This is a genomic window from Pseudoalteromonas maricaloris, from assembly GCF_024746855.1.
Classification (GTDB): Bacteria; Pseudomonadota; Gammaproteobacteria; order Enterobacterales; family Alteromonadaceae; genus Pseudoalteromonas; species Pseudoalteromonas maricaloris.
Genome location: NZ_CP024625.1, coordinates 3,621,408 through 3,646,920, shown reverse-complemented (window position 1 = coordinate 3,646,920; position 25,513 = coordinate 3,621,408). Strand labels below are relative to the sequence as shown.

General features: G+C 42.5%; 17 protein-coding genes. 9 read left to right on the top strand and 8 right to left on the bottom strand.

Annotated features, from left to right (window positions below; all coding sequences use genetic code 11):
- Window position 1 precedes the first annotated feature (1 nt).
- Window positions 2-763 carry a TIGR04219 family outer membrane beta-barrel protein gene (locus tag CTT31_RS16165; protein ID WP_010376724.1) on the top strand — a complete coding sequence of 254 codons (762 nt, stop codon included), beginning with the start codon at window positions 2-4 and terminating at the stop codon, window positions 761-763.
- A gap of 286 nt (window positions 764-1,049) precedes the next feature.
- Here CTT31_RS16165 and CTT31_RS16160 read toward each other — a convergent pair whose 3' ends face one another.
- Together CTT31_RS16160 and CTT31_RS16155 are read right to left on the bottom strand one after the other, a co-directional pair.
- The gene (locus CTT31_RS16160) at window positions 1,050-1,928 is read right to left on the bottom strand and encodes a TIGR03899 family protein (protein WP_017219066.1); all 879 of its coding nucleotides are present in this window, start codon (window positions 1,926-1,928) and stop codon (window positions 1,050-1,052) included.
- Between the two features lies 1 nt (window position 1,929).
- A complete protein-coding gene (locus CTT31_RS16155; protein ID WP_260491594.1) occupies window positions 1,930-2,412 on the bottom strand; it encodes an SRPBCC family protein in 483 nt (160 codons plus the stop codon).
- 220 nt (window positions 2,413-2,632) lie between these two features.
- Here CTT31_RS16155 and CTT31_RS16150 point away from each other — a divergent pair, with 220 nt between their 5' ends.
- Window positions 2,633-4,822, top strand: coding sequence for a bifunctional diguanylate cyclase/phosphodiesterase (locus tag CTT31_RS16150; RefSeq protein WP_039492878.1), 2,190 nt, complete (start codon window positions 2,633-2,635; stop codon window positions 4,820-4,822).
- Between the two features lie 123 nt (window positions 4,823-4,945).
- Window positions 4,946-5,206 (top strand): hypothetical protein, encoded by a 261-nt coding sequence (locus CTT31_RS16145; protein ID WP_010376734.1) that lies wholly within the window; start codon window positions 4,946-4,948, stop codon window positions 5,204-5,206.
- Window positions 5,207-5,943: 737 nt separating this feature from the next.
- Here the strand turns inward: CTT31_RS16145 and CTT31_RS16140 are convergent.
- The 4 genes from CTT31_RS16140 to coaBC all read right to left on the bottom strand — a co-directional run bounded on the left by CTT31_RS16140 (window position 5,944) and on the right by coaBC (window position 13,943).
- A complete protein-coding gene (locus CTT31_RS16140; RefSeq protein ID WP_211858726.1) occupies window positions 5,944-8,856 on the bottom strand; it encodes a TonB-dependent receptor plug domain-containing protein in 2,913 nt (970 codons plus the stop codon).
- 267 nt (window positions 8,857-9,123) lie between these two features.
- Window positions 9,124-11,895: a S9 family peptidase gene (locus tag CTT31_RS16135; RefSeq protein ID WP_260491593.1), complete on the bottom strand. Its 2,772-nt coding sequence runs from the start codon at window positions 11,893-11,895 to the stop codon at window positions 9,124-9,126.
- Between the two features lie 106 nt (window positions 11,896-12,001).
- The gene (gene slmA, locus CTT31_RS16130; RefSeq protein ID WP_010376740.1) at window positions 12,002-12,589 is read right to left on the bottom strand and encodes a nucleoid occlusion factor SlmA; all 588 of its coding nucleotides are present in this window, start codon (window positions 12,587-12,589) and stop codon (window positions 12,002-12,004) included.
- A gap of 157 nt (window positions 12,590-12,746) precedes the next feature.
- Window positions 12,747-13,943: a bifunctional phosphopantothenoylcysteine decarboxylase/phosphopantothenate--cysteine ligase CoaBC gene (gene coaBC, locus CTT31_RS16125; RefSeq protein WP_260491592.1), complete on the bottom strand. Its 1,197-nt coding sequence runs from the start codon at window positions 13,941-13,943 to the stop codon at window positions 12,747-12,749.
- Between the two features lie 128 nt (window positions 13,944-14,071).
- Here coaBC and radC point away from each other — a divergent pair, with 128 nt between their 5' ends.
- The 3 genes from radC to rpmG all read left to right on the top strand — a co-directional run bounded on the left by radC (window position 14,072) and on the right by rpmG (window position 15,609).
- A complete protein-coding gene (radC, locus tag CTT31_RS16120) occupies window positions 14,072-14,746 on the top strand; it encodes a RadC family protein (RefSeq protein ID WP_010605891.1) in 675 nt (224 codons plus the stop codon).
- Window positions 14,747-15,205: 459 nt separating this feature from the next.
- On the top strand, window positions 15,206-15,442 hold the full coding sequence (gene rpmB / locus CTT31_RS16115) for a 50S ribosomal protein L28 (RefSeq protein WP_010376746.1): 237 nt from the start codon (window positions 15,206-15,208) through the stop codon (window positions 15,440-15,442).
- 11 nt (window positions 15,443-15,453) lie between these two features.
- A complete protein-coding gene (gene rpmG, locus CTT31_RS16110; protein ID WP_010364212.1) occupies window positions 15,454-15,609 on the top strand; it encodes a 50S ribosomal protein L33 in 156 nt (51 codons plus the stop codon).
- Between the two features lie 56 nt (window positions 15,610-15,665).
- On the opposite strand, the gene CTT31_RS16105 is transcribed toward rpmG, so the two are convergent.
- Entirely contained in the window at window positions 15,666-17,639 is a 1,974-nt protein-coding gene (locus CTT31_RS16105; RefSeq protein WP_260491591.1) for a winged helix-turn-helix domain-containing protein, read from the bottom strand.
- A 131-nt stretch (window positions 17,640-17,770) separates the two neighbouring features.
- Between CTT31_RS16105 and CTT31_RS16100 the strand changes: the two genes are divergently transcribed.
- On the top strand, window positions 17,771-19,594 hold the full coding sequence (locus CTT31_RS16100; protein WP_260491590.1) for an alpha/beta hydrolase: 1,824 nt from the start codon (window positions 17,771-17,773) through the stop codon (window positions 19,592-19,594).
- Between the two features lie 551 nt (window positions 19,595-20,145).
- The gene (locus tag CTT31_RS16095; RefSeq protein ID WP_260491589.1) at window positions 20,146-21,633 is read left to right on the top strand and encodes a hypothetical protein; all 1,488 of its coding nucleotides are present in this window, start codon (window positions 20,146-20,148) and stop codon (window positions 21,631-21,633) included.
- A 250-nt stretch (window positions 21,634-21,883) separates the two neighbouring features.
- Here CTT31_RS16095 and gorA read toward each other — a convergent pair whose 3' ends face one another.
- Window positions 21,884-23,242, bottom strand: a complete 1,359-nt coding sequence (gene gorA / locus CTT31_RS16090; RefSeq protein WP_010376766.1) for a glutathione-disulfide reductase — start codon at window positions 23,240-23,242, stop codon at window positions 21,884-21,886.
- A 177-nt stretch (window positions 23,243-23,419) separates the two neighbouring features.
- Between gorA and prlC the strand changes: the two genes are divergently transcribed.
- Window positions 23,420-25,459, top strand: a complete 2,040-nt coding sequence (prlC, locus tag CTT31_RS16085) for an oligopeptidase A (protein WP_260491588.1) — start codon at window positions 23,420-23,422, stop codon at window positions 25,457-25,459.
- Window positions 25,460-25,513: the final 54 nt, after the last annotated feature.

Here is a 25,513-nt window from a genome sequence, read left to right as displayed (position 1 = left end):
CATGAAAAAACACTTTTTAGCAGCGGCATTATCTCTCGCTTGCTTAGCACCTGCTGCACACGCAGACACGGTACTCGGGCTTTATGTCGGTGCAGAAGGGTGGGATACCGAAACTGAAGGTAGCTTTGCTGAAAAAGGCAATATGCAAACCTTTAACTTTGACGATGAAACTTTTACGAGTTTCTATGCTGCACTTGAGCACCCAGTACCGCTGGTACCAAATATCAAGTTACGCTATACCGAGCTTGAGCTAAATGGTCAAACGACGTTAACAGAGTCTTTTGACTTTGGTGGCCAAGTTTATACGGTAGGTACTGATGCGACAACAAACGCAGATCTAAACCACATCGACTACACATTGTATTACGAAGTGCTAGACAATGACTTGTTGACGTTAGACTTTGGTGTGAACTTTAAGCAGTTTGACGGTTCTATCATGGTAACTGGTACTGCAAATGGTCAAACTCGCACAGAAGAAGTTGAATTCTCAGGCTTTGTTCCTCTAGGTTATTTGCGCGGTGAAGTGGGTTTACCACTTACAGGGCTAAGTGTTTTTGCCGAAGGCAGCATGCTTGCAATTGATGATAGCAAAATCCAAGATTATCAAATTGGTATCGCTTATGAGTTTATCGACAATATGGCTGTTGATGTTGCGGTAAAAGTGGGTTATCGCTCTATGGTACTTGAGCTAGATGATATCGATGATATCTACACTGACTTAGATGTCTCTGGTCCATTTGCAGGGATCCAACTACATTTCTAAGATAGTGTAGTTTACTCCTTTAGCGGCTTGGTGCGAGTGATCGGCCAAGCCGTTTTGGTTTGTGTTGAGTAAATAACCTGAGCTGCGGATAATTAATGCCTTTCTAGCAGCCAGTTTTAGCGCTAACTGCGTTGAATTCACTTCCAATAGCCAGCTATTGGTGCGTAAATTCGCCTTGTTATCCCTAAAACTCTCTGGCTAGATAAGGAGAAAACTAAGTTGTGCTTTAGCAACAATGAGTTGGAACATTCCTTATCCAAACCTCAGGTTAAATAGAACAACTTCCTTATCTATCTTCCCACTCGAGAGAAAATTCGCTTTCAAAGGCCTTTTCTACAAGTTGCTTGTATTGTTTATTGATTGGGCTTTGGAGTAGTTTTTTTAGCTCGTCCCCGGTTTGCGTCAGCTTGTAATAGCTCAGTACCAAGTCATTGGATTTGGCCGTTAAGGTCATTTTTTTACGTAAATAAACCAGCTGCATTGACTGTCCTTTTTGTAGCGATGCGGACTCAATTTCTTGCCGGTAAAGGATATTAATATCCATCAGCGTAAGTATATTTGGGAAGTTCAGCCCAGCTTGACTTAAGTTGATGGATTCGGTGCTGCCTTTGCGTAGCAAATCAAAAATAGACGGCTTTTTATAGTAGCCATGAAGAATAAGGTAGCTGTCTTCTTTTTCTAAGTAGCCACACAATGGTGCACATCTTTGTAACGCGGTTGCTTCACGCTGGGTCATCATCTTTAGGGTTTGCAGACTTTTAATTGAAAAAGTGCCGGGTGTAATACTTTCACCCACTAATATCTTTGCCCACAACTTTTGCATAGAGTGATTGGCAATGTCTTCTGCAAGGGTGATGAAGTGCTCCAACCAATCGGGGTCGGGGCGACCTCGGGCGGTGACCTCGGGGCATAAAGTCAGTGCCATGCCCATAATGGCCTCAAGATTTTGCTGGCGCTGGATTTTGATTAATTGTTGGCGCTTTAGAGCACGTTTTAGCGTGCCGTGCTCAGTTCGCACCGTGTATTGGTTATCTTTATTTTTATCAGACTGATAACGGTCATTTTGAGTGACAAGCGGTGTGATCCGTTTCACCATAGGGTAGCCGAGCTTTTCTTCAATCGAAAGCGCTAAAGCTGACTTTACTTGTGCATTTTTGACTGCCATATCAAGCTCGTAGTTTATACAGTGTGTGCATATGGTTCACTGCAGAGTTAGTTAGTTGCTGTAAATACTGCTGCATAAAAAGTGCGATAAAACTGCCAATAAACGGCGTATTGGCTCTTCCTTCAATCGTGATGGTCAGTTTTTTATCGGCCTGAACGGTCAACAAATTAAGGCTGATTTTGGCTAAATGTTCATCGTCTACATGTAATGACAGCTCTAAACTCTGTTCGTTGATTTTGGTGATGGTCATTTCAGCTTCTCCCCAAGGATGCACTAACACAGCTGAGCCTCCCACTCGTTGCTTTTTTGGCAAAATACGAAAGTGGATGTCTTCGGTTGCTTGCCAATTAAATAATGCTGGCCAATGGGATAATACCAATGGAGAGAGTGTTGTGTTATTTGCAGAAATATCGGTGCTTTTTACCACTTTATAATGGTGTGGCATCGCTAAACCAGCAATCACAATGATAAGTGCCAAAATCATCAGCATTCTAATAGGAGTAGATAAACGTTTGATACAGAATCCTCTTTGGTAAAAAGTATGCTAAATCATCTATTTTGTTCTATGCTCGACTATAATATTTCATGTATGTTAATCAAACAGAACTGTAATAGTAAAAATGTACCATATTTTGTAAGATGGTAAACACTGGAGTGAATCAGTGCCTATAATTAAAGAGTAGTGCGGATTTAAAGGGTAAAACATGGCACCTGAGCAAGAAGATTATTTGTTTGCAGAGCACGAAGAAGTTACTCAAGAAGAAGAAACGACAAGTGCTTTTTGGGATGTGTTAGTCGTTGATGATGACCCAGAGATCCATTCTGTTACTAAACTTGCGCTGTCTAATTTAGAGTTTTGGGGCAAAAAGCTCAGGTTTTTTCACGCCTATTCTGGCAAAGAAGCCATTGAGATTTTAAAAGAACAAAATAATATCAGTATCCTTTTACTCGATGTGGTGATGGAAACCGACGACGCAGGTCTTAATGTTGTGCGTCGAGTGCGCGAAGAGATCAAAAATATGGCAGTACGTATTATTATGCGTACAGGTCAACCGGGTTATGCACCGGAAGAAAAGATCATTCGTGAGTTCGACATTAACGATTATAAAATGAAGACAGAACTCACCCGCAGCAAACTGGTTACTTCTTTACTTACTGCTATCCGTTCTTATCAACAAATTTGTGAGCTCGAAGCGCAAAGCCACGCACTAGAGCAGATCCTTTCAGCTTCTCGCGCCATACTCGGCCATACCGATATGGGCTCCTTTGCAGCAGCGGTCGTTGCCCAATTGGCAAATATTTTAGATGCGTCAGGCGAAGGCTTAGTGAGTGGCTACCTAGATGATGATATGCATTTAAGGGTGTTTGGCGGTAGTGAGCAGTACCGTGAATTCTTTGGTCATGGTATAGAACAGCTTGATAATGGTCGTGTCATCATGCAAGTACAAAACTGTATTGATACCGAATCCCACCAATCTACCGCACATGACATTACCTTCTTACTTGAAAGCAAAAACAAAAAAGCAGCCATTTATTTAGAACTAGAGGCTGAGCCATCGGAAGCGCAATTGAAGTTTGCTGAGATATTCCTGACTAACGTTGGTGTTGGTCTTGATAATATTAAGCTATTCAACGAATTACGTGAGGTTGCTTACAAAGATAATCTCACCAAACTGCCTAATCGCGCTAATTTTATCGAGAAAATAGAGTCTTACTTTAACCAACAACAGTCGCTCGTTTTTATTCTTGTTGATATTGCTCAATTTTCTGACATCAATAACGGTTTAGGCCAAGAAGTTGGGAACTTGTTGTTATTAGGAGTTGCTGAGCGAATTAGTATTGAGTTTCCTGAGGCCCAGTTAATTTCACGTATAGGTGCGGATGTGTTTGGCTTTTTAATGCCAGAGTCGCAGTTTGATGAAGAGTCTTTTATTGATAACTTGTGCGTGCCCTACCATGTCGGGGAGCATTTGTTGACTATGCACTTTCATATTGGAGTGTGCCGTCAAGAAGACTTTCAACCGCAAGGAATAGAGACCTTAAAACTTGCGTATATTGCGCTTAACCAAGCAAAACAGTCGAGTATTCCACTGGATTGGTATACCCCAGATTTAGAAGAAAAAATGGCTTGGAAGCTGGGGTTAATAAGACAGCTCAGGCAAGATTTTGAGATGAAAAAACTCGAGGTCTGGTATCAGCCTCAGTTTTCTATTGCTGATCGCAAGGTGATTGGCTGTGAGGCTTTGTTGCGTTGGCCTTCTGGAAACGGGAATTATATTTCCCCTGCGATTTTTGTTCCGCTTGCGGAAAATGCAGGGCTTATTGTCGAAATTGGCCAATGGGTATTAGAACAAGCCTGTCAGTTGCAGGCAACGTTGCAGCAACAGGGATTCGGTGAGCTTAGCATTGCTGTTAACGTCTCTGTGCCGCAGTTTAAGGTGCCAAACTATGCACAGCAGGTTAAGGACACTATCTTGTCGTTTAATGTGGAGCCTAAGCATATTGAGCTTGAAGTGACAGAAAGTGTAGTCATGGATGAGGTAAACTCGGTGATCAATACACTCCAAGAGTTACAAGAATTTGGTGTTGAGGTGGCCATTGATGACTTTGGTACTGGATTTTCTTCTTTGAGTTATTTGCAAAAGCTTCCTTTAGCACGGCTTAAAATTGACCGTGCTTTTGTCAAAGACATCCCGCATGATGACAGCGGTGCAATTGCCGATCTTGTCATCTCTTTAGGTCAGCACCTTGGCCTAAAAACCATTGCGGAAGGTGTTGAGACAGAAGAGCAAATGACTGTGCTACAAAAGCTTGGCTGCGATGAGGTACAGGGATTTTTATTAGCAAAGCCAATGCCTGAGCAAGACTTACTTGAATTTTTAGAATCAAATTAGTCAATTGTGTTGTGAAAATCGGTGCAATTGCTTTTCTTTGTAATGTTGATTAGACTAAAGTTTGAACACTCCGTTCTTAAATGTACTTAGGTACTTTGTATTATCAATAATAAAGGATTTGCTATGAAAATCGCAGGAGTTTGTGTTGTCCTATTGGTGCTTCTGACGGGTTGTAATTCAACGACCGAGTCGGCAAAAAACAATAATGAGAGCACGATAGCTAAGAATCAAGATGATTTATACTGTAAGCAAGATATCATCACTGGTAGTAAGTTTACAAAACGAAGATGTCGTACTAAAGACCAGATCGAGCATGATCGACGTGCGGCGAAAGACATGCTTAACCGACAGCAGAGTACTGTTGGCGTTCAGGGCGGTCAGTAAATTTCGCTTTGTTAGGCTAGCACGAGCAGTCTAATTATTTGCTCTAATTGAGGAAACGGTTGCGAATTGCGCTGAAAACTCCTCTTTTAGAGCAATTACCTTTCTTTCTCTCAAATTTAAATTACGCTTTATCTTTCCTGACTATCTCCACTTATTTAACCTGAGGTTTGGATAAGGAATGAGCTAACTCATTGTTTTTAATAACACATTAAATTATCCCCTTATCTAGCCAGACAGTTTTAGGGATAACAAGGCGAATTTATGCACCAATAGCTGGCTATTGGAAGTGAATTCAACGCAGTTAGCGCTAAAACTGGCTGCTAGAAAGGCATTAATTATCCGAAGCTCAGGTTATTTAATTGTGATTACGATGTATGAACGTTAGTGGTGATAGATATTATTGTGTGCATGGTATCTCATGTTTTAATACCAAATAGTCTTAATACCCACTCGATGTGAGAGAAAAATCTGACGCTAACTGCGTTAAAAACTTCTTTTTTAGAACAACTAGGTGCCTTGCTGCTAGCTGGATGCGGAGCAAGCGACAAGACTTTCTAACCTCAAAAATAGCTCACCTTATTAAAAAGCTTTGATGTCAGATGAGTAGTTAATAGATATTTGCCCTCTAGGCATCATGATTAAGCAGTGGTGTGAGAGTGACGTTAAACTAAAAAAAGCCCCCGCAGCTTTAAACTTGCGGGGGCTCATAGTTACGACTAAATCTTGCGGGCTTTAGACTACAGTCTAAATGTGAAACCTGCGAAGATATAGCGACCCAAAGAATCATAGAAACCAGGGTAAGTGTTACCATTTGCTGGGCCTGCAGGACCATTTGGTACTAGTGGAGCAGTATTATCAAAGATATTATTTACACCACCGCGGAATTGCAGGTTATCCGAAGCATTCCATGTTACTGCAATATCAACGTAGTCACGCGCAGTCATTGGAACTGGTCCATCGATTACTTGACCGTCGTCATTTCGTGCGAATTCCTTCACTTCACTTACATAACGGTAGGTTGCTGTAACGTTTGCATCCCAAGGTGTTACCCAAGTTGTTGAGAAGTTTGACTTAAAGTCAGGAACTGGGTATTCACATACCGCTCTATCCCAACGACCAGCACAATCGTCAATATCACCACCTGGTAAGTTTTGCGTTGCAAACTTATCTAGCCATGTACCGATTAGCTTGAAGCGTAAAAGACCCATATCATCAGGTAGGTTATAACGGTAAGATGCATCAAAATCGATACCGCTTGTTTCTACGCTACCAATGTTGGTATCAATCGCAGTGATCGCATCCTGGCCTAGCCACAATGAGCCTGTTGGACCACGGTTAATAAGTCCACAGAACTCGTCGTTACCATTAATCGCACATTGATTGAAGATTGTTGCTTCAGGGATTTCTTGAATTGCGTCTTCAACAGTAATGTCGAAGTAGTCAATCGCAATGTCTAAACCTTCAATGGCTTCAGGAGATAATAGAATACCAAACGAGATAGTATCTGATTTCTCAGGCTCTAGGTCTGGGTTACCACCAGTGATACTATTGTATTGACCTGCTGGGTTGATTAGTGCGTTAGAACCATATTTAGATGGATCAAGACCTGTTCTGGCACACTGCTCAACAGTTAAAGTTGGATTCGCGCCACCACATGGATCTTCCCAGTTAAACAAACCTAAACCAGCAGATCTGAATAGGTCACGTACGTTACCTGCACGCACTGCGCGTTGGAAGCTTGTTCTCAAACCAAGTTGGTCATTAACGCGGATATCAAACGCACCTTTATAGGTGTTAGTTGTTTTATCCGTTGAATAATCAGAGTAGCGGTAAGCTAACTCTAAAGTAATATAATCAGCAAATTCAGAGTCTTCAACTAAAGGTACGTTGAATTCAGTAAAGAATTCATTGACGTCAAATTCACCACTTACGCCAAGAACTGGACCACCTTGACCTGCACCGTCACCCGACTGGAAGCCTTGATCCGGATTGAAGTCTAGCGACTCTTTTCTGTGCTCAAGACCAAATACCACGCCCACACCAGTGGAAGTCCCAGGTACTACAACACCGTACTCAGTAAGGTCACCAGTAACATAACCACTAATTTGTTTTGTTCTCGTGTCACCACGAGCAAATAGAGGCATAGTTAGATAGTCAATTTGCTCTTGAGTGATGTTCGCTGGATCGAAAATATTCCAAGGAATACAGGTTGGATCGCTACCATCTACAACTGACTTACATACCACGTTACCGTCATCATCTGTTGTTGCTTGTAATGAACGAATGATTCTGGTTGTAGACATGTCGTTTTGGTAAGTCTGAGCATATGATACGTTACCAAAGTTCATATACGCATCATAACTCCAGTTGTCATCGATTTCACCGCGAACACCTAGTACAAAACGAGTTGAGGTATGGCGAATATCGTCTTGACGAGGGCCACCTTCAACATTACGTTTACCGATGAAAGCACCCTTAACAACACCATCTGTTGCAACACCATCAGGTCCGCAAAGCGTATTTCTTTGTGAAGCTGAAAGTAGTGGGTTATCACAGCTAATATCAACTTGATTCAGGAATGAACCAGAAGGTGCGATCTGAGCCACTGTGCGGTTGTCCATGTAGTTAAACTCAGCATAAAACGTATGGCTGTCGTTAAAATCATAGTGACCTAGTAAACCAAATGTTTTACGTTTGTCTGGACGTTGGAAATAGTTTAGTGGGCCGTAGTTGTACACTGTGCCAGCTGTAGGAACGAGATCGGTACCAGATACTTTGTAGTCATAGGTATCGAAATCGGTAATACGGCCATCTGGAATTGTTCCTGAACCACCACAAATACGTGTACCTGTCGCGTTTATATTCATAGCACAGGCACTGTAGTCACGGTTATCTTGTGTCACCTCTTCGATATCACGCCAAGTCGCGTAACCTGTGATGTTAGCACGGCCATCTGCAGAGTTTGCACCAAAAGTCAGAGAGATATCATGGGTGTCGCCATCCCATTGACTTCCGTCAGGTACCGGGAAGCCTCTATCTTTTAGTGCTCGTTGCATGTCTTTGTGGTCGTTATCATGTTGATAAACACTACCTTGATACTCAACTTGGAAGCCTTCAAAGTCGTCTTTCATGATAAAGTTTACAACACCAGCAACAGCGTCTGAGCCGTATGTTGCTGACGAACCACCAGTTAACACATCGACACGATCAACTAAAGCTGCTGGGATTTGGTTAAGGTCAGCACCGATACCACCAGCAACAGGAGAACCAGAAGGCAAGCGACGTCCATTAACGAGTACCAATGTACGTTCTGTGCCTAAGTTACGAAGGTTTACTGTTGCGGTACCTGTAGCTCCATTTGCTTGGCCTGAAGTTTGGTCAGCAAAGATTGCAGGCATATCGTTGAGTAGATCTTCTACCCTAGTAATACCTGCAACTTTAATGTCTTCGGCCGTAACACTTGTTACAGGGCTCGCACCGGTCATGGCAGCTCGCTTGATACGAGTACCAGTAACCTCAATTCGTTCTACGCTATTAGTAGCGTTGGCATCTGTTTCTTCAGCGTGGGCGATACCTGATACGCCTGCAGTCAGCGTTGAACAAGCCAGTAGAGATAGCCTGATCGTTGCTGATAGGTTAGAAAGTTTCATCTTATTTCCTTATTTATTTATTTATTAGCAGAGTAGGAAAATGTTCCTGCAACATAGAACTTACAACGCATCTACTGAAAGTTCAATGGTTCGTTTGTAAAACCGTCAAATGTAATGGAGATATGAGCTTTTTTATAACGAAATTATACGGATGAAAGTTGAAACAAAACATTTCTAGATAAAAGTAAAACAAAGGAATGAGTAACTTGTTGCCAAAAAAAAGGACACCGTGATGGTGTCCTTGACGATGAATACCTGTGGAGTTGCTTACTCTTCCGTGATAAATGCTTCACCGGATTGAATCCACTCTGCTGGTGGCAATCCTTTCAGGTGATAATCAAAGTATTCTTTCATACGAATTGAATAATCTAGCTGATTTGGCAGCTTTTTCAGATGGTGCGGTTCACCTTCGTATTGCAAGAAAATAGCGTCTTTATCATGTCTTCTTAAGGCTAAATAGTATTGAATTCCTTCTTGCCAAGGCACTGCGCCGTCGTTATCACCAAACATGATCAAAATTGGCGTGTTTACTTTATCTGCGTAAAACACTGGAGAGTTTTCTATATATAATTCAGGCGCTTCTGTTAGCGGTTTACCGATACGGCTTTGGCCTTTTTCGTACTGGAACTGTCTTGCAAGACCCGATTCTAAACGGATCCCACTGAACGCAGAGGTCATATTAGATACTGGCGCGCCAGACACAACCGCTTTAAACATATCTGTCTGTGTGATCATAAATGCACTTTGGTAACCAGCCCAAGAGTGGCCTTGTAAGCCAATTTTATCCGGATCCGCAACACCTGTATCAATCAGCGCTTGTGCTGCATTGATCATGGTTTGTGTTGAAGAGCGCCCTGGGTGGCCGATTTCAAAACGAATATCAGGCAAGAATATCGCATAACCGTTTGAGGTATACATTGGCAGGTTTGGTCTGTGATTTAACTCCATTTTCGGGAAGTCATACATGCGCTGGCTCATATAGCGGTAGAAGTAAATCACCACTGGCACTTTATCACCGGCTTTATAATCAGCAGGTTTAATTAACACGCCTTGAAGATCTTCGCCATCGTAGCCTTTGTACTTCACAAGTTCAGGTTTTTGGCCCCAAGCAAATGTCTGCTGCTGTGGATTTAAATCTGTGAGTTTTGTCGGGTTATTAAAGCTGCTATCTGAGACCCAATAATCAGGAAATTCTTGATAAGACTGTCTTGTGAAAATATAAGTTTCCGCCTCTTTGGCTTTTCTCACTACACCATATTTAGCTTCGCCAGACAAAACAGTTTGCAACTTGTTATCTTGTAGGGAAAGCGTTGCAATATGCGTTTGTTTATTTTCGAGGTTGTGCGCACTTAACAGTAAGGTATCGTCTGGGTTAAAGCCTAGTTTGTCCTTATCTTTATACTCAATGCGGTATTGTGTTTGGGTCTTATAGCCGTCAGTTAGTCGAGTTGCTTTTGCCGTTTTGGTATCAAATGCCCAAATATCATATTTACTGTAGGCGTAGAGCGTCGAACCATCGAGCTGCCAACCAGCAAATCCAAACCCTTCGTTTGGTTCTGGTTTATCATGTTTATCATCAGCAAACAGTGCGTTTTTAACCGCTTTGCTGACCGGGGTAAGCTGTTGTGTGGATAGCGATTTCAACCAGACTTGTTCACCGTCGAAATAGGCCGCATGTTTACCATCAGGCGCGACGGTAGGGCGATTTGAACTTTCTTTAACAATGAGTTGTTTATCACCACTGCTGATATCAACGCTGTAGTAGTCGCGATAAAAGCCTTTGTACATAATCTGCTTTAGGTAGGGAGTATCGTCGCTGCCCAGCACAAAATTTGCGTTTGTGCGCAGTGAAATAGCAGGCACCTGAAGGTTTTCAAGCTGTACTACACGCTTGCCATTAATATGATAAACCGCTTGATAATGTTGATCTCGACGGCTTTCATTCCATGTTTTTATTTCTCGAGTTTTGATTTCAGGATCGGCATTGTGCCAAACCTTTAAGCCTTTTTGCTGGCGAATGGTATCGTAATCAAAAAGTGAGCTTTCATCTGTGTATTTAAGCACTTTGGCTTTTTCTTCAAGCTGTGGACGATTTTCAAAAAACAGTCGTGAGCCATCTTCAGACCATTTGATTGATGCTGTCTTACCTGAAAACCAACCGCTTGGGTTGTGGATGTCGGTTATTTTATTGCTTGTTGGAGACCATAATTTGAGTTGGTAGTCGCGGCGGCGCTTGTCATCGTTGACATAATTACCTAAATAAAAAGCGACATGTTGAGAATTGGGTTGCCAAGCAATGTCTCCTAAAGTCACACCGGGCTCATCAATAAGACTTGTGATTTGATTGCTTGCTAAGTCAATAACGGCCACACGGTTTTTACTGCCGTATTCACTGCGCTGATTGACCAGTATCGCGTTACTATTTGGTGCTACTTTGTATGCTGCGATGTCGTCATAGCGAGTGCTCTCATTGTTAGAAAGATTCAGCACTACAAGCGTTAAGGTTTCGTCGCCTTTATCTGCACTGATTTTGAGTTCATTAGTTTGCTCGTCTGTATTCGCTTTTGCGTCTGATTTGTTGTCGCCTTTTTTTGCATCCTCACGATACACCAGCCATAGGCCATCATCTGAAAGTTGATAATCTTTAACCGAGCTAAAGGTTTGCTGGGCCTTAGTTGTGGTATTCACCAACACTAAGTTGTTTTTTAGTGTTTTTTTCTTCTTTTTATCTGCCGTTTCTTTTTCAAGTAGGGTAGGGCGCTGGGTAAAGCCAACCCATTGACCGCCTTTATTGATAACTGGATTCGTGCCACGGGGAACCGATGCAATCAGTGCTTTATTATTGAGAGAATACACTTGGCCTTCGCTGTCACCACGGTAAGGCTTGGCACTTAGGCCGAGGAATGTGCCTTGTTCGGAGATCACCGTACCCTGAGGGTAACGAAAATCAAAAACATCTTTAAATTCAAGGCTGGGTTTAGCTGCTAAGCTGCTTACACTAAAAAGTGCTGCGCTTAAGAGAGAGAGTTTTAGAGTCATATTTAGAGCATTTTAGTATGTATTTATGATGTTTTTATCACTTTTAACGGTGAAACTAAAATGCTCTGCGGTGTGCGGATGTATTTAAGCGGCTAGCCGCAGGTGCTTAAAGCCAGATTTTCTCAAGCTCAACCCACTGTTTATCGAATTGCGCGGTTGGTTTTGCTTTAAAGTCACTTCTGACAAACTGATTCATCTTACCCTCAACAAAAGCTAAGAATAGGTTAGCCAGTACACTTTCTTCGCTCGTGAATGCCTTACCTTCTCGTAGTTTACGCTCTCTTAATACTTGTTTGAATTGTGTCTCAAGCTTTTCAAATAAGCTTTGTACTCGTTCACGTAAGCGTTCTTGCTCACCTTGTAGTGCATCACCCGTTAAAATACGTGTGATCCCAGGGTTTTTCTCTGCAAAGGCTAGGAGTAGAGTAAGAATGTTGTAGATCCGGTTACGGGTTTCTTTTTCGTTTTCTAGGATTAAATTAATGCGTGACAGTAACGTATCTTCGATGAACTCAATAAGCCCCTCAAACATTCTCGCTTTACTTGGAAAGTGGCGATAAAGCGCAGCTTCTGAAACCCCGACTTCAGCAGCGAGTTTAGCTGTGGTAATACGCTGTCCCGGGCTGGTTTCCAGCATTTGTGCGAGTGATTGAAGAATTTGCTCTTTGCGATTACTACGTTTTGTCGCTGGCATGAAATTTCCCTTATTTTTCTAATTGTTATATTGTTTTTGCCGGGTTTATTAAGCACAGAGAGTGATGCGCAGAAGTGCAAACCCCGACTCGTTTACACGTTATCGGGGTATCATGTTAATGTTTTATTCAGTTTCTTTCCAGTCTTTTACATGAAGGTTATTTTATCTTTTCGGCAATAGCTTGCATGACAGTAAGTGCTAACTCTTTTTTGCTAGAGTGAGGGAGTTCAAGTCGGTCTTTTTTCCAATATAGGGTCAATGTGTTGTTATCAGAATTAAAACCACCTGTGCTATCCGACACATCATTTGCACAGATCATATCCAACCCTTTATTGACCAATTTTCCTTGCGCATATTCGGCGACATTCTGTGTCTCAGCGGCAAAGCCAACGGTATAAGGACGAGATTGTTTTAGTGCTGCGACAGTGGCGATAATATCGGGGTTTTTGACCAGTGTAAGTGTGATTTCATCGCCTTGCTTTTTAATTTTTTGCTCGGCAACGGTGGCTGCACGGTAATCAGCGACCGCCGCGCAGCCGATAAAGATATCCGATTGTACGGCATACTCGAGTGCGGCTTGTTGCATCTGCTCAGCACTTTCTACATCAATTCGAGTAATTCCAGTGGGGGTATTCAGTGAAACCGGGCCCGCGATCAGATTTACGCTTGCACCCAAAGCCTTTGCCGCCTCAGCAAGGCTAAAGCCCATTTTTCCTGAACTGTGATTGGTAATAAACCGCACCGGATCTAATGCTTCGCGCGTCGGTCCTGCAGTGATAGTTACCGTTTTTCCTGCTAATACTTGCTCAGTAGGGCGAAGTGCAGCTAAACACAGTTGCACCAACTCATGGGGTTCAAGCATGCGTCCTGCGCCTACATCTCCGCAGGCTTGCTCGCCTTTACCGGGTCCCCAGATTTGGACATGGCGTGAAGCTAAGGTATTGAGGTTTGCTTGAGTCGATAGGTGCGCATACATCTGTTGATTCATTGCCGGCGCTACGGCAACAGGCGCGGGCGTTGCGAGCAGTAATGTGGTCAGTAAATCATCTGCAACACCCGCCGCCATTTTGGCGATGATATTCGAGGTCGCAGGAGCAACCAGCACTAGGTCTGCCCATTTTGCAAATTCGATATGGCCCATTGATGCTTCTGCTTGTGGGTCAAGCAAAGAGTCAGAAACGATTTCACCAGAGACCGCCTGCATTGTCAGTGGCGTGATAAAGTGCTTGGCAGACTCTGTCATCACCACTTTGACATCTATTTGCTGTTCTTTTAGGCGGCGAACGAGTTCTGCGCATTTGTAAGCAGCGATACCACCGCTGATCCCAAGTAAGAGGCGTTTATTTCTTTGCATGTTTGTTTTATACGATCACAGTATCAATAAACTAAAGATATCACAGTCTGTGTTTGCTTTTGAATAATCGTGATCACCCACTAAGCTTAATTTAGTCAAGGAGACATACAAAGATAAGGAATAGTAGGATGCAAATATCAGCCTTACCCAAATCTGCACGGCCGAGAGAAAAGTTAATTGAGCAAGGCCCTGAGGCGTTATCCAATGCCGAATTATTGGCTATCTTTTTACGCACTGGGATCAAAGGATTAAATGCCATAGAGCTTGCCGAATCCTTGTTACAAGAACAACAAACGTTACAGCGCTTATTCAATGCCTCGTTAGAAGAGTTTTCAGCGTTAAAAGGCTTAGGCGTTGCCAAATACACGCAGTTACAGGCCGTTTTGGAGCTAAGTCGGCGTTATCTAAAAGAAGAGTGCTTAAGAGAAACGGTATTTCAAAACCCGACAGCGGTACGTGACTATTTGAGTGCTCAACTGCGGGGGCTTGGGCATGAAGTGTTTATGGTGCTGTATCTAGACAACCAAAATCGCCTGATAAAAGATGAAGTGTTGTTTCACGGTACAATTAACGCGGCTTCGGTTTATCCAAGAGAAGTAGTAAAGGCGGCACTAAAATACCACTGTGCAGCCGTGATTTTTGCCCATAACCACCCATCGGGTGTGGCAGAGCCCAGCGAAGCGGATAAACTCATCACGAAAAAATTGCAGCAAGGTTTGGCACTGGTCGATATTAATGTACTTGACCATTTAATCGTCGCCGGAAGTCATTGTATTTCGTTTGCCGAACGAGGACTGATTTAAGCTGAGTTGCTGTTTTATCGGGTGGGTTTCGCTTTCTCAAGCTGTCCTTTTGAACTGAGCAAAATAGAATGGAGCTTGATCACTCAGCTTTTACTCGAAGTGTGAGGTAGCTGGTGGAGTGTTGCTGCCCAAATATACGTATAAGCACGAAAATTAAACAGTGAAAATTACGATGTAGAAAGGGCCAAAAAAGAAATTTGCTCGTTAAATCAGCATATTTGTATAAATTTTATAAATTAGTTCAATTTAAATGCAGTTTTTACTTTCCTAGTGGGCTTCGGATCATTATAATTGGCCGCTATCAAATTTACCCATGAGCTGATTTCAGTAGGATCAGATCCTTGATCTCTGCCTGTAGATACTGTATAAAGAGCGCCCTTTGATTTTACCTAGGGCACGCAGTTAAAAGGCCTTTAAGGGAAAATTAAGCTCGAGCGAAGTTATTGGAGATACATAGACATGTCTAAAGTCTGTCAAGTTACAGGTAAGCGCCCAGTGGTTGGTAACCACCGTTCGCACGCGCGCAACGCTACTAAGCGTCGCTTCCTACCTAACCTACAAACACACCGTTTTTGGGTTGAAAGCGAAAAGCGTTTCGTTTCTCTACGCACTACTACTAAAGGTATGCGTATTATCGATAAAAAAGGCATCGACGCGGTATTAGTAGATATCCGTGCTCGCGGCGAAAAAGTTTAAGGAGCTGAATCATGCGTGATAAGATCCGTTTAGTTTCAACTGCTGGTACTGGTTATTTCTACACTACCGACAAGAACAAGCGTAACATGCCTGAAAAAATGGAGATCAAAAAGTTCGACCCTAAGGTTCGTAAACACGTGATCTTCAAAGAAGCGAAAATCAAGTAATTCGTTTCAAGAATCAATAAAAACCCAGCCTCGGCTGGGTTTTTTGTTTTTGTACTTTAATTTTTTACGGTTAATTGCCAAAGCTCACCACTTGGTTGCTTCAGCTCACTGAAAACCACATCGCCATTTTGCAATATATCAAACTGTCCAATAAATCGTTGTGGCGGGGTGAAATACAGCTTTTCTTGTTTAGTCTTCAGGTCAAATCGCCAGATACTTTTGTCTTTTTCATAGTAAAGCGCATTATCTCTGAGCCGCCAATTCAACCAATTTCTCACCGGTACATCCGTCACAACTACAGACTCTAGCCCGTCTTTCAGTTGCCAAATTCCGGGCTGTGTAAACTTGGTAAAATACAACACATTATTAAGCTTGTAGCCGCTGTAGCCACCTTGTGTTGTAAGTTGCTGATGTTGGTTTGTTATTAGATTTAAAGACCATAACTGCCAACTACCAGAGCGTTCACTGCTGTAAATGATTTCATTGTTATCTTGGCTGTAATTGGCAACGTAAGGCTTAAGCTCAGAGCCTATAAGTTGTGTTGTTTTTTGGCTGTTGATAGCAAACTGGTAAATGGCGTCTTGATATTCAAAAAGTATTTTAGAAGCGTCATTGTTGAGTTGATAACGTTGAAAGTTAAAAATGTGAGGCAAGTCAACTTGAGTGTGTTGTTGTGTTTCAGTGTCGATAGACCATAAAGCGGAATGCGCGCCATGATCTGAAATATACCAAACTCGCGGCATTTGATTTGCGCGAGGTAAGCGATTCAATGCCTGATTATCAACAAGTGGTACAAAGGTTTGCTCCGATACGTCGAAAAGGTGAATTAGGCTAGTTAACTTATATTGGTTAAAGAGCAGGGTTTCATTGCTATCTTGTAATACTAGGCTTTCGATTGGTGCTGTGAGTTTGTGAAGCAGTTCTGCTTTGCTCGATTTTATATCGGCGCGATAAATGCTGCTGCCTGCGCTAAAGTAAATCGATTGCCCGCTAGCAGACCAAGTTAGTGCCGTGAGATTATAAGGTAACTTAACGGTGCTCTTTACTGACATGCTTGGGTAATCGTACACCGTCAGTTCGTGTTTATCTTCTCCAAGGTAGCGTGCGGCGGCGAGCTGGCCTCTAGTTGTGGATAAACTAAATAGGTGGTCGCCTCTGAGGTTTCCTGAGATTGGAGGAAGCGTTAGCTGGATATGTTGTTTTGTATTCAAGTCGAAACGGTAAAGGCCGTATCCACTATGTATATTTGTACGTTTTCGATAAATGATGTCGTGCGGATTTGCGCCCCATATTAGTTTAATGTTTTCGATAGGCTGGCAAGAGAATAGCGTCGTGTGCTGTGCCTGCGTGATATCAAACTGTTTTACGGTACAGCCATTATCATCGTCGATATAGGCAATGTGTTTGGCGTCTGAGCTTAAGGCTTGTGCGCTGATGTTGCCTGAAAACAGCTTTCTATGTTGCTCGCTGTGATTGAGCCACAACTCCGCCTGCTGAGTGTTCGTAGGATGCAGGTAACTAAAGCTTTTATATTGAGTCGCGCTACTTAACTGCAGTTCAATACCGCTCTGGCTCGTTAATTTTTGGGGCGCGAGTGGTTCGTTATTTTGCGCAGGCTGCATGAACTGATAGGCAATAAATGCACATACGCTGGTAATAAGTAGTGAAGCACCTAAAAGTGGCGCGATCCGGGAGCTGGTCTTATTTATTGTAGCCGGAGTATGACTTATGGCCGCGGGAATCAATCGGTATCCAAGGGTAGGGATAGTCTCTATATACTCAGTTTTACCATCTAATTTATTCATATACTGGCGCAACGTCGACACGGCTTTATTGATTGCGCTTTCTGTGACTACGCGACCTTGCCACACTTCTGCAATGAGCTTATCGCGCGAAACAACATTACCATTTGCTGCAATTAAGGTTTGTAGCAATAAGTAAGGCTTAGGCTCAAGTCTGATGGAGTCAGTGCTACTCGTCAGCGTTCGATTAACCGTATCAAACCGAATGGCCGCAATCTCATAGCGCATTTATTATCCCTTTGATTATATTGTTTATATTTATTGGTAAGGAATTCCTCACAACGATTTCATGTGAATTCGTCGCGCCCTTTTTCAAAGTATTTAGAGTACATGAAAACAATAAAATAGGAATGGCCAACATGACAAGTCGAATGTTTTTAAAACAGGCGTTAGGTTTAACACTCGCAGCTTTAGTCGCGGGCTGTGGCAGCAGTAGCGACAGCAAAAAGGCGTTAAGCAATGACGATGGTGTGTTAAAACCCGTAAATGGTTTTGAGGTCCATCAACTCAATGAGCGTTACTATTATATGAAGCCGATTGAAAAGCCACATAAAGCGTACAAGCTGATGTTGGCTTTTCATGGTTCTGGAGGGACTGCTTACGGTATGGCAAGTTTAACCAAGCTACATGAGCAAAACGATGATTATATTGTTGTTTATCCCAAATCAAAAAATGAAGAGTGGAATGAAGGCTGTGGTTGTAACAAGGCACATCGTTTAGGTGTAGATGACTTAGGCTTTGTTGATCAGATGATTGCAGAAATAAAAGCCAAATATGATGTCATTGACGGTGAAATTTACGCGACTGGCTTTTCTCAAGGCGGGTTATTTGTACAAAACCTATTATGTAACCGTTCGGAGACGTTTAATGCGATAGTAACGGTTGCCGCACCTATGTCCTACCAATTAGGTGATAGCTGTAATTTTTCGACACCTACAAACTACCGAATTATGCACGGTAAAGCAGACTCAGTATTGCCTTATAATGGCAAAAGTCACGCAAATTTTGGGCTACTCTCGTCACCTCAAGCGATTAACATTATTGCTAATCTAAACTATGAGGCTGCTTTATCTGTTGATGAAGAAATAGCGGAAGGCGTGACGTTAACTCACTATCCTAATCGCAATATTCAAACGCAGCTAATTAGTGTAGGCGGGGCTCATCATAGCTGGAATTTACCACCTGTCCAAACCACCGAATCGATAATGACATTTTTTGAATCGACAAGTCGTTATGCACTGCCCCAAGGTTCTGATCTTATCGCAGTAAACAACGATTATTACCATGTTCGACAATTAAAACAGCACGCTGATAAACCAACTGTGGTCATGCTCTCGGGCGCGAATATGCATTTTCATAGTGACAGTGCTTGGTTCGCGTTACTACAGCCTTACTTGGCAGAGAGTTTTAATGTTTACGTCATTGATAGGCTAGGGCAGGGATTAAGTAGTGTTGATGACGCGCCTTCCATGAATAAATTTGCACACGACCTCCCTGTACTATTTGAAAAGCTCAATCTCAATGATGTGCATTTGTTGAGTTACGCAAATAGTAACTCGGTGCCGCTAATTGCGATGCAAAAATCACAGGAGTTTCAACAAAAGATAGCAAGCATGTTGTGGTTAGACCCTGATATTTTACTGCCACATTCTATTGCTCAGTATCAAGGTTACCCAGTTGATGTTTATCGTCAATACGGACAAGATTTGATTGATCATGTTGCTGCAGGTAATTGGCAAGAAAAAATGGATAGAAAAATAGCTGAAGAACAGGCGCATATTGAAACACTACTTGAAGGAAGCGAGTTTTCAGCTTATATGGATTGGCAATATTTTAATCTTATTATGCAAACCCGCCATAGTGTTGAAGCTCAACTTACTCGGGTGCGCGAGATGATGAATTACCACGATGACTTAGAGCTGGTAAAAAATTGGCAGCCAGACAGCAGCATTCCAATTTCAGTGATAGACAGTGAGTTTGAAAAACTAGATATCGCCAATGCAGACTCTGAAGAAGCGAAAGCCAATCTAATAAAATGGGAGGCTGAGGGGAGAAAATGGTCACAAGAAGTTGCTGAAACCAGCGGTGGGCAGTATTTACCAATATCATCAACTGAGCACCTGATCCCATTTACCCATCCTGAGCTTATTAAGCAGGCATTGACTGAGCTTGCGAACCAATGACGTCTATCCAATTTGCTCGATGAACGCTTGAAGCGTTGAGTTAACATATAGAAAACGCGAGGTAGTAATCGACTCGCGTTTTTTATTTTTAAAACCTAATGAATTAAATCAGTCTATTACCTCATAGTAAAGCATTACCGTCACACGTAGAATCTGGAAGATTTCTGTAAAGCCTTTAGTTATAAGGGCTATGTGTGTTTTCCAGAAAAACAGCAAATTTCCATAATTTCTCCCGAAAAAACAAATCGCCTATCGTATTTTCCAGACTTTATATGAGCGGCTTTCGTCCTATAAGCTGGATACTTAATCATTTTTCTTGAAGTGATAGACTTTAATCTCATCACCTTTAACTTTCATTGATGATATCAAATTATGCTGTAAACAGATTAGCAGTAGTGCGTATGCTATTAGTGCTTTTCGCCTTGTTCGATCTACTCAGTGCAAACTTCTATTAATTGGCTATATTTACAAGTTACTCAGGGGGCTTGGTGCAATAGTACCACTTTCTAACTCCCTAAAAACAAGTAGGATAGTACTTAGAAGGGTTTCTTATGCTGATATACGTAAACAATTTCATTCTATCAGGAAGCAATGTTACAGACAAAGTGTTCTCGACAATTGTAGGTTGGCTAAAGTATAAAACTAAAAGCCACTTTTCTATAGATAAATTAAAAAGTGGTGAGTCATTTGATATCGATAGAACTAACATATCAACGTTTGTATCAACTAAATTTGAACCTGAACTGTATTGTGTTAAGTTCAGCCACCCGGACAAAGAAGTCTATGGTCGTTTTTGGCAGACAGAGATTACAATTAAAGTTGAAAACGCTGAAACCCATGTATTTGTGATGGTAGAAACAAATGAAACTAGCACACAAGTTACTGAGCTCCCAACTAGCACACGCCCCCTGTTTGTAAAATTCTTATTAGAAAACGTACAGCTATCTGGGTCGGTGATAGGTTTACGAGAAAAAATATTACCTAATAATCACGATGACTTTAGAGGGTTAAGTTACGAAATAGAGAATGAAAGTAGAAAGCATCCGCTAGTTATACTTAGTTGCTTAAAAAACGGTAAGTCACTTGTTGATGCTAAGGTTCTACAAGAGCAGCTGGCTGGTCTAGCCCAAGTAATCTATTTGGATAATTCAATAAATAGCTATGACTTAGCTAATGAGTTAGGTGAAAGGTATTCCGCATGGGATGGAGCTATCAACATAATTTATCCTAAAAAAGGGAAAAATAACTGTCATAATAAGTTACTTTCTAGATTGGCTATCGAGGAAATTGAAAATAATGGGAAAAATATAGTTTATGAGGTCCTATCTAATGTCACTCACCTAACCAACGGACCAAACCGAAAAGTACATATAAGCTCTGTAGACGTCAAAGCCAAACGACAGAGAGATTATCGTTTAGAACTTAAGCGAAAATTTAATGAGCTATCTAGTGACAGTGAATACAAAGAACTAGCAGAACAAGCCTTTAACTATCTAGACAGTCAAGAAGAAGCTTTTGAGCTGAAAAAATGCGAGCTGGAAGAGCGCTTATTGAGCACTGAAACCTTATTGGAGGAAGCTAATCAGGATAAAATAATTTTACAGTCTAGATTGGATGGCTTTTTAGAGAATAGTAAAAACTCAGGGAAAACATTACTTGCTTTTGGTATAGAGAAAGACCTCTATCAGGATGAAATATTGTCAATGGTTTTGGAACTAATTAAAGAGAAGCGTTCAAACGCCAAAGAACACTCAAGAATGTGTGATGTGCTAGACGACGTATTGAACGCCAACCAAAGTTCCGACTACAGGAATGATCTAAAAGATGTATTTAAAAAAACTTTTAGTAACTACCAAAGAGTAACTTCTCAATCTAAATCCGAGTGGCGGTCCATGGGTTTTACGGTATGTGAAGAGGGGCAGCATCATAGTCTGAAGTTTGAACATGATAAACGCTATAAGGTGACTTTTGCAAAAACTCCAAGTGATGCACGTGCAGGAAAAAATATTATATCCGAAATAAATAAAACGTTTTTCTAACGCGCGGTAGGTCGGTATAAACGCAGCGCCATCTGACGTTGTACCGCATGTATTAACTGTTTTATCCAATGGGCGAAATAGGGTATGTAGTGCCTACTTTTATTTTTTGGGGGAGTTACAAATTGACTGAGGTGTTTTGGTATTCATCCACTTTGATAAACCCACACATCGGCTTGTTCACGGATAATTAAGAAAAAAGCGAGTGTTTTGACACTCGCAGAATTATTTTAAATTCAAATAAGTCAATTGCTTATCTCATAGTAACAAATTCCTCGGAGCCGGTTGGGTGTATCGCGACTACCGAGTCAAAGTCTGCTTTGGTTGCGCCCATCTTCATTGCGACGGCGAACCCTTGGATCATCTCATCTACGGCAAAGCCGATGCCGTGTAGGCCTACTACGGTTTCTTCTGGGCCTGCGCACACTAGCTTCATACGACACGGTTGGCGGTGCTGAGTGACCGCGGTGTACATTGCAGCAAAGGTAGAGGTATAGACCTTGATGTTGTCTTTACCGTACTTTTCTTCCGCTTCTGGCTCTGTTAGGCCAATGGTGCCAATTGGTGGGTGGCTAAAGACGACGGTAGGGACTAAGTCGTAATCCATTTTTGCGTTTGGCAATTCTGGATTGAATAGGCGCTCGGCTAGCATTCGACCTGCTTTCACGGCAACAGGTGTCAGCTCTATGCCACCATCCATAATATCACCAAGCGCGTAGATACCTTTGGCTGTGGTGTTTTGCCATTCGTCGACTTTAATATGGCCGCTAGGCGTGGTTTCTACATCTGTCGCAGCGAGGTTGATAAGATCTGTCATTGGTTCACGGCCAATTGCCCAGATCAGTTTGTCTACGGTATAAGACTCACCATTTTCAAGGTGTAAGGTGACTGAGCCATCCTCTTCTTTGGTCACTGACTGTGGTACTGCGTGAGTGTGCAGCGTTGGGCCTTCTTTTTCCATTACCTCAGTTAAGGTTTCAACCAAGATAGGATCAAAATTACGAAGTGGAGCATGCTTACGAACAAATAGATGGGTTTCTGTGCCCAAGCTGTGCAATACGCCCGCAAGCTCTACCGCGATATAACCCGCGCCCACAACCGCTACGCGGCGAGGTTGCTCTTTAAGCTCAAAGAAACCGTTTGAATCGATACCATGCTCAGCGCCTGGAATATTAGGGATCGTTGGGCGGCCACCTACGGTAATGTTGATATGATCGGCAGTGTAGTGCTCGCCGTTGACCTCAATGGTGTTGTTATCAACAAACTTAGCAAAGCCATTGATCACGGTGACGCCATTTTTCGCTAGGTAGCCGTTGTAACCTTGGTGAATACGGCCAATGTAGGCTTCGCGGCTTTCTACCAGCTTACCCCAATCGAAGTTCTTTAGTTCAACATCAAAACCATAATCTGGTGCGTATAGTTTAATGGCTTCAGCAACTTGAGCGCCGTGCCACATCGCTTTTTTTGGAACGCAGCCCACGTTTACACAAGTACCGCCTAAGTGCTTTGCTTCTATTAATGCCACCTTGGCACCTCGCATCGCCGCTCGGTTTGCAGATGCGATCCCGCCGCTACCGCCACCGATTGCGATATAGTCAAAATGTTGAGCCATAAAAATTCCTCGCCAATTATTTGTTTTGCTTAAACCCTACTACTTTATATTAAGTAAATAGCAAAAGTGCACAACCGAAGACCGATATTAAGCAAAAATCTGTTCAGATACTTGTAAATGCGGTCATTCACCCTTATTTCAACCTCAATATTAGATTAGAAAATAAAGAGCGTGCCCATGAGTAACCCATTAATCGGGCTAGAAGGATTGCCTCCTTTTTCGAAAATTAAGCCTGAACATATTGTTGAAGCATTAAAATCTGCCATCGCGCACTGTCGTGAAACTATCGACACTGTTTTAGCGCAATCGAATTATACCTGGGACAACTTTGTACTACCGCTAGAAGAAGCGGACGATAAACTTAGCCGCATGTGGTCGCCGGTATCGCATATGCACTCAGTGGTCAATTCAGAGGCGCTGCGCAAAGCGTATGATGAGTGTTTGCCATTAATCTCTGAATATTCGACTTATTGTGGCCAACATCAAGGACTATATGAAGCCTATAAAGCAGTAAAAGAGTCAGCTGAGTTTGGTAACTTAACGATTGCTCAGCAAACGTCGGTGGATAATGCACTGCGTGATTTTCAACTTTCTGGTATTGCGCTGGAAGCTGCGAAGCAAAAGCGCTATGGCGAAATTGTGGCACGACTGTCGGAGCTGGCATCAAAGTTTGGCAACAACGTAATGGATGCCACTCAGGCATGGCAAAAACATATTACTGATGAGTCTGATTTAACTGGGCTACCGGAATCTGCCTTGGCACTTGCCGCTCATACTGCCGAATCCAAAGGATTAGAAGGCTGGGTATTTACGCTAGATATTCCTTCTTACCTTCCTGTAATGACCTACGCAGATAGCCAAGCGCTCCGTGAAGAGGCTTATCGTGCGTTTGTAACCCGTGCTTCTGATCAAGGGCCTAATGCTGGCGAGTTTGATAACTCAGCGATTATGCATGAAGCACTTACGCTTAGACACGAACTGGCTCAGCTGCTTGGCTTTTCTAGTTTTGCAGAGAAATCACTGGCAACTAAAATGGCTGAGACACCAGAGCAAGTGTTTAAGTTTTTAAACGACCTTGCCGCTAAGTCAAAACCACAAGCCGAGCAAGAAGTGGCTGAACTACGAGACTTTGCGAATAAAGAACACGGTGTAAGTGAGTTAAAACCTTGGGATTACGCATATTATGGCGAAAAGTTAAAACAAGCTAAGTATGCGATTTCTGACGAAGCGCTACGCCCTTACTTCCCTGAGCATAAGGTACTTGCCGGTTTATTTGAAACTGTAAATCGCCTGTTTGGGATCCGTGTGAGTGAAGTTAAAGACGTTGATACTTATCATCCAGACGTACGCTTTTTTGCTATTCACGATGATCAAGGTGAGTTGCGTGGTCATTTCTATCTCGACCTATATACCCGTGAACATAAGCGTGGTGGTGCTTGGATGGATGACTGCATGGGCCGAAAAGTACGCGCAAATGGTGAGTTGCAGACTCCTGTCGCTTATTTAGTGTGTAACTTTAATAAAGCCGTTGGCAATAAGCCTGCGCTATTTACCCATAATGAAGTAACTACTTTATTCCATGAGTTTGGTCACGGTATTCATCACATGCTAACGCAAGTGGATGCAGCGCCAGTTGCTGGTATTAATGGTGTGGCATGGGATGCGGTTGAGCTGCCAAGTCAGTTTTTAGAGAACTGGTGCTATGAAGAAGAAGCGCTGAACTTTATTTCAGGGCACTATGAAACGGGCGAGCCGTTACCAAAAGAAATGTTAGACAAGTTACTGGCAGCAAAGAACTTCCAATCAGCCATGCAAATGCTACGTCAGTTGGAGTTTTCGTTGTTTGATTTTCATATTCACGCTGACTTTGAGCCAAACACAGATTGCCAAATTCAAGCAACGCTCAATGCGGTGCGTGAGCGCACAGCAGTTGTTAAAGCACCCGAATTTAATCGCTTCCAGCATAGTTTTAGCCACATTTTTGCTGGTGGCTATAGCGCGGGCTACTACTCTTATAAGTGGGCAGAAGTGCTGTCTGCGGATGCGTTTTCTAAGTTTGAAGAAGAAGGGATATTCAATCCGCAAACCGGACGTGAGTTTATGCATCACATTCTTGAAAAGGGGGGGTCAGAAGCGCCGATGGTACTGTTTACTCGCTTCCGTGGTCGAGAACCAAAAGTAGATGCGCTATTACGCCACAGCGGGATCGCCGCCTAGTACTTTTTCCATTCTATAACGCCTTCTTCTGAAGGCGTTTTTTTTGTCTTAGAA

Excerpts from the sequence above, each read along its gene's own strand:
- CTT31_RS16160 (WP_017219066.1), bottom strand. The coding sequence starts at position 1,928 with ATGGCAGTCAAAAATGCACAAGTAAAGTCAGCTTTAGCGCTTTCGATT.
- CTT31_RS16140 (WP_211858726.1), bottom strand. The coding sequence starts at position 8,856 with ATGAAACTTTCTAACCTATCAGCAACGATCAGGCTATCTCTACTGGCT.
- coaBC (WP_260491592.1), bottom strand. The coding sequence starts at position 13,943 with ATGCAAAGAAATAAACGCCTCTTACTTGGGATCAGCGGTGGTATCGCT.
- CTT31_RS16155 (WP_260491594.1), bottom strand. The coding sequence starts at position 2,412 with ATGATTTTGGCACTTATCATTGTGATTGCTGGTTTAGCGATGCCACAC.
- CTT31_RS16100 (WP_260491590.1), top strand. The coding sequence starts at position 17,771 with ATGACAAGTCGAATGTTTTTAAAACAGGCGTTAGGTTTAACACTCGCA.
- CTT31_RS16105 (WP_260491591.1), bottom strand. The coding sequence starts at position 17,639 with ATGCGCTATGAGATTGCGGCCATTCGGTTTGATACGGTTAATCGAACG.
- CTT31_RS16145 (WP_010376734.1), top strand. The coding sequence starts at position 4,946 with ATGAAAATCGCAGGAGTTTGTGTTGTCCTATTGGTGCTTCTGACGGGT.
- CTT31_RS16150 (WP_039492878.1), top strand. The coding sequence starts at position 2,633 with ATGGCACCTGAGCAAGAAGATTATTTGTTTGCAGAGCACGAAGAAGTT.
- CTT31_RS16095 (WP_260491589.1), top strand. The coding sequence starts at position 20,146 with ATGCTGATATACGTAAACAATTTCATTCTATCAGGAAGCAATGTTACA.
- rpmB (WP_010376746.1), top strand. The coding sequence starts at position 15,206 with ATGTCTAAAGTCTGTCAAGTTACAGGTAAGCGCCCAGTGGTTGGTAAC.
- rpmG (WP_010364212.1), top strand. The coding sequence starts at position 15,454 with ATGCGTGATAAGATCCGTTTAGTTTCAACTGCTGGTACTGGTTATTTC.
- CTT31_RS16135 (WP_260491593.1), bottom strand. The coding sequence starts at position 11,895 with ATGACTCTAAAACTCTCTCTCTTAAGCGCAGCACTTTTTAGTGTAAGC.
- CTT31_RS16165 (WP_010376724.1), top strand. The coding sequence starts at position 2 with ATGAAAAAACACTTTTTAGCAGCGGCATTATCTCTCGCTTGCTTAGCA.
- gorA (WP_010376766.1), bottom strand. The coding sequence starts at position 23,242 with ATGGCTCAACATTTTGACTATATCGCAATCGGTGGCGGTAGCGGCGGG.
- radC (WP_010605891.1), top strand. The coding sequence starts at position 14,072 with ATGCAAATATCAGCCTTACCCAAATCTGCACGGCCGAGAGAAAAGTTA.
- slmA (WP_010376740.1), bottom strand. The coding sequence starts at position 12,589 with ATGCCAGCGACAAAACGTAGTAATCGCAAAGAGCAAATTCTTCAATCA.
- prlC (WP_260491588.1), top strand. The coding sequence starts at position 23,420 with ATGAGTAACCCATTAATCGGGCTAGAAGGATTGCCTCCTTTTTCGAAA.